Raw genomic sequence first — 5,293 nt, 5'->3', positions numbered from 1 at the left:
GAGCGACGCCGAGCGCGACCGCGCCGAGGTCTGAGCGCCAACGCCACGGCATCCGGGGCCGGTCGTCCAGTCATGGGCGGCCGGCCTCGTCGCGGCGCTAGGTTTGCACCCATGGATGCCGCACTGCCGCCGCCGCACGTCGTCGACACCTCCGCGTGCACCGGGGAGATCCACGACCAGGGCGCCCAGGTCACCCGGTGGGCACCGCGGGGGGCGGCGCCGGCGCTCTACGTGAGCAGCGCCGTGCGTCTGGCGCAGGGGCGGTCGATCCGCGCCGGGATCCCGGTGTGCTGGCCGTGGTTCGGCGCCGGGCAGCGTCCGGGCATGGAGCCGGCGCACGGGTTCGCCCGCACGGCGCCGTGGACACTCGTCGACCGCAGCGAGGACGCAGCCACCGGCGAGGTCACCTTCGTGCACCGCCTGACCTCCGACGACGCCACGTCGCCGCACTTCCCGCAGCCGTATGCCGTGGAGCTTCGCTCGCGCTTCGGCGCCACCCTCGTCGTGTCGTTGACGACGACCAACACCGGGCCAGCGCCCTTCGAGATCGAGGAAGCGCTGCACACCTACCTCGCCGTCGGCGACGTGCGCGAGATCGCCGTCGAGGGCCTGGACGGCGCCGCCTACTTCGACAAGGTGACGGGCACGGAGAAGGTGCACCACGGCATCCTCGAGTTCGCCGGTGAGACCGACTCGGTGTTCCGCAGCAGCGGGCCGGTGATGCTGCACGACCCGGGGCTGGAGCGCCGCCTCATCGTGCGCACCGAGGGCGCGGGCAACCTCGTCATCTGGAACCCGTGGGACGCCAAGGCCCGCGAAGTGGCCGACATCGGCGACGACGACTGGAGCCAGTTCGTCTGCATCGAGGCCGCCAACGTCTTCGAGAACGCCGTGACCCTCGCCCCGGGGGAGTCGCACACGCTGACCTACCGACTGGAGCTCGAGTCCGATGACTGACCCCGCCGCTTCCACTGCTGACGCCGCCGCCGTGTCCCCCGCCCCGTCCTGGCTGGACACCCCCGGCCACCGCGAGTGGCTGCGCGCCCGATTCGCCGACGTGCTGACCTTCGCGCTGCCCTCGATCCTGCCCGGCGGCGGCTTCGCCTACCAGGATGCCGACGGCTCGCCGATGCCGGGACGCCCGCCGCAGCTCTTCCTCACCGCCCGGATGGCGTACGCCTCGTCGATCGGGGTTCGCCACGGCATCCCCGGTTCCGGCGAGCTGCTCGACCACGCCATGGAGTCGCTCGTCGGGCTGCACGCCGATACCGAGTACGGCGGCTGGTTCACCGAGCCGGGCACCGTGACCCGCAAGGCGACGTACGACCACGTGCACGTCGGGCTGGCGTCGGCCAACGCGCTCATGGTCGGGCACCCGCTGGCGGCCGGGCTGCTGGAACAGGTCATCGAGGTCATCGACACGCGGCTGTGGGACGAGTCGACGCAGACCCTGCTCGAGTCCTTCGCTCCCGACTGGACGGACTGCGAGGACTACCGCGGAGCCAACGCCAACATGCACGGCCTCGAGGCGTTCCTCGCGATGGGAACGGCGACGGGGGATGCCGTGTGGCACCGTCGCGGGTTGGCCATCGCCGACCGCTTGATCAACGTCGCTGCGCGGGAGCAGGACTGGCTGCTGCCCGAGCACTTCACCGCTGACTGGCAGGTGCTGCCCGACTACAACATCGATGAGCCGAACCACCCGTTCCGGCCGTACGGCGCGACGTTCGGGCACTCGCTGGAGTGGGCCCGCTTCCTGCTCCAGCTCGACGAGTCACCGCTCGTGGAGTCGCCGTCGTGGCTGGTGGAGGCGGCAGACGGGCTGACCCGACGGGCACTCGACGGCGGCTGGGAGGTCGACGGCCGTCCCGGGCTGGTCTACACCGTCGACTGGGAGGGCGACGCCGTGGCCGACGTGCGGCTGCACTGGCCGGTCTGCGAGGGCATCCAGGCGGCGGCGTACCTGCTGCGCCGCACCGGCGACCAGCACTGGGAGGGCTGGTACCGGCGGCTGTGGGACCACGCGGCCCGCTACTTCATCGACGAGAACGGCGCCTGGCGCAACGAGCTCGACGAGAACATGCACCAAGGCACCCAGGTGTGGCCGGGGCGCCCGGATGTCTACCACTGCACCGGCGCCCTGACGACCCCCCTCGCCGTCTGATCCACGTGCTCGGCCGACGTGAACCGGGCAGGCACAGCCCGCGCAGGATTCGCTACCGGGACAGGCCGCGGAAGTCGCTCTGGGACTGGGACGTGTTCCCCACGGCGCCCAAGTTCTTTGGCGCGGTGGGTTTTGTGGGTCCCCTCTTCACGGGTTTCGCGATCTACGACGTCATCACCGGCACGGCGAGCTGGTTGACCTTGAGGGTTGCCGCCATCGGCATCGTGTGTCTCACGGTCTCCGTCCTCTGGCTCAGGCGGCCCGTGGAGAAGAAGGATGAGAGCGCCTGAAGGCGGTCAAGGGCTGGGCCTACCCGGGGTCGTCGGAGGTGAGGGCTAGGTTCTGCTCAGGGGTGAGTCGTGACGTCTGCGGGGAGGGCGCGGGACCCCTTGGCAAGAAAACTTGTGCCAAGTAACCTTGTGGGATGGAGGCTCGTCGCGCGTGCAGAGTGACTCGATCGAGCCCATCATCCTGCAGTCCGCTCATCGCCACGGGGTGGCTGAGGCCGACATGCTCCACGCGCTGCGGTTCCCTGTCGGCAGCGTCCATCAGTCAGATTCCATGGTGATGTTCATCGGCCCAGACCAGACGGGTGTCCTGATCGAGGTCGGCGTTGTCACCTGGTGGGGTGGCGAACTGGCCATCGCACACGCCATGCGCCCAGCGCGAGCCAAGTATCTGAGGTGATTTTCGTGCGACGTTCCTTGACCGATCTCATCGCCCATGCGGATGAGCTCGCTGACGCCTTCGAGAATTACGAGCCCGCGGAGGGCGACTTTGACGCGCCCGTGCCCCCGCTGATGGCGATCAAGCTCGCTGCCTTTCGCCGGGCAGCCGCCGAGAAGGAGCTCGCAGAGGCCGTCCGTGCCGCTCGAGAAGCGCATCTCTCCTGGCGCGAGGTCGGAGAGGCCATCGGAACCTCGGGCGAGGCTGCGCGGCAGCGCTACGCAGCGCCCTGACAGCGGGCGTCAGGCCAGGGTGACGAGTTCCTCGGGGTCCTCGGTGGGCAGCCCGGGCGCAGCCGTCGCGGTGACCTCGAACGTCGTCGGCCCGCTCGCGCCGCCGAGGCTGCTGAGGATGGCGACGTCAGCGGCATCCCTGCCCGTCCCGATGCGCACCATCGAGCGACGTGGGGCGAGCCGGGTCGCGTCGAACAGGAACCACTGCCCGTCGACGGCGATCTCGGCGACGGCGTGCGCGTCCATCGGCGACAGACCCGGCGCGTACACCGAGACGTACCTCGCCGGCATCCCCACCGCGCGTGCCAGCGCGACGACGAGGTGGGCATAGTCGCGGCACACCCCGCGGCCGCCGAGCAGGGGGGTGAGGGCGTCGTCGGTCGCGACCGTGCTGCCCGGCGTGTAGCTGAGGCGGTCGTGCACCCACGACACGATCCGGCGAGCGCGCTCGGCATCCGACTCGATGTGCCCGAACTCGGCGCTCGCGAGCCCGCTGAGTCGGTCGCTCGGGCAGTAGCGGCTGGGCAGCACGTAGGTGAACGCGTCGGCGTCGCTGACCTGCTCGGGGGTAGCTGCTCCCGCCACCGCGACCGTCGCGTCGTAGGTCAGCGTGACCTCGCCCTGCGGGGCGTCGATGACGTGCAGCCGCATGCCGCGGTCGAGCGGCACCTCGCGATGGGGCACCGCGCTGCCGTCGGATGCCGTGAGCGTCACCGACTCGGTGCTCGCCGCCTGCTCGGCGAGGTGGTCGGCGACGGCGACGGAGACGGCGAGGCGACCGGCGACCTCGACGGGGATGACGAGCAGGGTTCGGACGGTGACGGATTCGGTTTGCTGGGTGCTCACGGGTGTCTCCGGGGAGGTCGATGGCGGGTGGCGGCGATCACCAGGGGTGGGGGGCGAAGTTCTTGAGGAAGACGCCGTGGAGGTCCTCGCCGGCCTCGCCGCGCACGATCGGGTCGTACACGCGGGCGGCGCCGTCGACGAGGTCCAGGGGTGCGTGCCAGCCCTCGGCGGCGATCCGCAACTTCTCGTCGTGTGGGCGTTCGTCGGTGATCCACCCGGTGTCGACGGCGGTCATGAGGATGCCGTCGGTCTCGAGCATCTCGGCGGCGCTGGTGCGGGTCAGCATGTTCAGGGCGGCCTTGGCCATGTTCGTGTGGGGGTGACCCGCGCCCTTGTAGCGCCGCGAGAACTGGCCCTCCATCGCCGACACGTTGACGACGTAGGTGCGTCGAGCGGGCGAGGCCGCCAGCGACGGCCGCAGCCGCGAGACCAGCAGGAACGGCGCGGTCGAGTTGCAGAGCTGCACCTCGAGCAGTTCGAGCGGGTCGACCTCGGAGACGGTCTGGGTCCACGAGTTGGTGCGCTGGAGGTCGGGCAGCAGCCCGCCGGCGTCGATGGCCGTGCCGGCGACGTGGGCCTCGAGGCTGGCCTGACCGGCGCGCAGGGCGAGCTTGGTCATCGACGCGGCGTCGAGGGCGGCGTGGGGGACGGGGTGCTTCGCGAGGCTGCCGAGCAGGGCTGCGGGGTGGGCCTCGCTGATCCGGTCGAAGGTGACGAGCTCGGGCATGGGCCCGTGGGTGTCGAGCGGTTCGTTCTCGCCGTGAACGAGGTGGGAGTAGGAGCCGGGGCTGCGGCGCACGGTCTGCGCGGCGTTGTTGATGAGGATGTCGAGCGGCCCGGCGGCGGCGACGTCGTCGGCGAGGGCGATGACCTGGGTGGGGTCGCGCAGGTCGATGCCGACGATCTTCAGCCGGTCGATCCACTCCGGGCTGTCGGCGAGCTCGGTGAAGCGGCGCACGGCATCGCGCGGGAAGCGGGTCGTGATCGTCAGGTGCGCCCCGTCGCGCAGGAGCATGAGCGCGATGTACATGCCGATCTTGGCGCGCCCCCCGGTGAGCAGGGCGCGGCGGCCGGTGAGGTCGGTGCGCTGATCACGCTTGGCGTGCGACATGGCGGCGCAGGCCGGGCAGAGCCAGTGGTAGAACGCGTCGACGAGGGTGTAGTCGGCGTGGCAGATGTAGCAGCCGCGAGGGGTGTTCAGCTCGCCGGCGTAGGCGCCGGGTGCGCTCGAGACGAGGGGGATGCCGCGCGTCTCGTCGTCGATGCGCATGGGTGAGCCGGTGGCGGTGCTGGCCAGCACCGCGGCGTCGGCCTCCTGCTGGGG

At 70.9% G+C, this 5,293-nt stretch carries 7 protein-coding genes; 5 read left to right on the top strand and 2 right to left on the bottom strand.

The features are described 5' to 3' along the window. Positions 1–111 precede the first annotated feature (111 nt). From PLL68_RS12150 to PLL68_RS12130, 5 genes are all read left to right on the top strand, one after another. Positions 112–957 carry a D-hexose-6-phosphate mutarotase gene (locus PLL68_RS12150; RefSeq protein WP_324534436.1) on the top strand — a complete coding sequence of 282 codons (846 nt, stop codon included), beginning with the start codon at positions 112–114 and terminating at the stop codon, positions 955–957. Next, positions 950–2,164 carry an AGE family epimerase/isomerase gene (locus PLL68_RS12145; protein ID WP_324534434.1) on the top strand — a complete coding sequence of 405 codons (1,215 nt, stop codon included), beginning with the start codon at positions 950–952 and terminating at the stop codon, positions 2,162–2,164. The genes PLL68_RS12150 and PLL68_RS12145 overlap by 8 nt, the downstream gene beginning before the upstream one ends. Positions 2,165–2,256: 92 nt before the next feature. Next, positions 2,257–2,454, top strand: coding sequence for a hypothetical protein (locus PLL68_RS12140; protein ID WP_324534432.1), 198 nt, complete (start codon positions 2,257–2,259; stop codon positions 2,452–2,454). A gap of 151 nt (positions 2,455–2,605) precedes the next feature. Next, entirely contained in the window at positions 2,606–2,851 is a 246-nt protein-coding gene (locus PLL68_RS12135) for a hypothetical protein (protein ID WP_324534430.1), read from the top strand. A gap of 17 nt (positions 2,852–2,868) precedes the next feature. Next, entirely contained in the window at positions 2,869–3,123 is a 255-nt protein-coding gene (locus PLL68_RS12130; protein ID WP_324534428.1) for a hypothetical protein, read from the top strand. 9 nt (positions 3,124–3,132) lie between these two features. Here PLL68_RS12130 and PLL68_RS12125 read toward each other — a convergent pair whose 3' ends face one another. Further along, positions 3,133–3,969: a transglutaminase-like domain-containing protein gene (locus PLL68_RS12125; RefSeq protein ID WP_324534426.1), complete on the bottom strand. Its 837-nt coding sequence runs from the start codon at positions 3,967–3,969 to the stop codon at positions 3,133–3,135. A gap of 37 nt (positions 3,970–4,006) precedes the next feature. After that, positions 4,007–5,293, bottom strand: a 1,287-nt coding sequence (locus tag PLL68_RS12120) for an SDR family NAD(P)-dependent oxidoreductase (protein ID WP_324534424.1), incomplete at its 5' end; no start/stop codon positions are given.

The organism is Ornithinibacter sp., assembly GCF_035443565.1.
Taxonomy (GTDB): domain Bacteria; phylum Actinomycetota; class Actinomycetes; order Actinomycetales; family Dermatophilaceae; genus Fodinibacter.
The sequence above is the reverse complement of the archived record's forward strand: the minus strand, read 5'-3'. Positions and strand labels throughout refer to the sequence as shown.